This is a genomic window from Alistipes sp. ZOR0009 (assembly GCF_000798815.1).
Taxonomy (GTDB): Bacteria; Bacteroidota; Bacteroidia; order Bacteroidales; family ZOR0009; genus Acetobacteroides.
In genome coordinates this window covers 1-459 of sequence record NZ_JTLD01000085.1, presented here as the reverse complement: position 1 = coordinate 459, position 459 = coordinate 1, and the positions used below count along the sequence as shown (strand labels likewise).

Here is a 459-nt window from a genome sequence, read left to right as displayed (position 1 = left end):
AGGAGGAGCTGGCAGCGTACCTCTTACCGTTAAAGGAGCGCTTTGCCGAGGTGGTGGAGCAGATGGAGTACTACAGCAACCCGCAGCACGTGCTCGACCTGTGGATGAGTTTGGATACGCTCGATGAGCGTAATCGCTACTTTTGGGGGCCGTACAAGTATATAAAGATGATGGTGGTAGCGCAGCTGTGCGGCTCTCCGCTGTACGACACTCTTTGCCAAAATGCTCTAGCAATGTATAAGAAGTATATTGAAGAAGGCGAAGATTATTCAGCAATAATGGCTGTATGCGAAAACGTGATAGAGCACTACAAGCAGCAGTAAGCGGGAGTCAGTACATTATCTAGCTATAAGATTCGCCATAACACCAGCGCAGCCACCACAGCTGCGCTTTGTTTTTTATACTGCCAGTTTGGCAAAATGCACTTCGAGGTTTCTTAACACTTTCCCCGTATCAGAC

1 protein-coding gene is annotated in these 459 nt (G+C 48.4%); it reads left to right on the top strand.

Features of this window, described 5'->3' with window-relative positions:
• Positions 1–323: hypothetical protein (locus L990_RS20245; protein WP_047451704.1), on the top strand; the 323-nt coding region annotated here is incomplete at its 5' end.
• Positions 324–459: the final 136 nt, after the last annotated feature.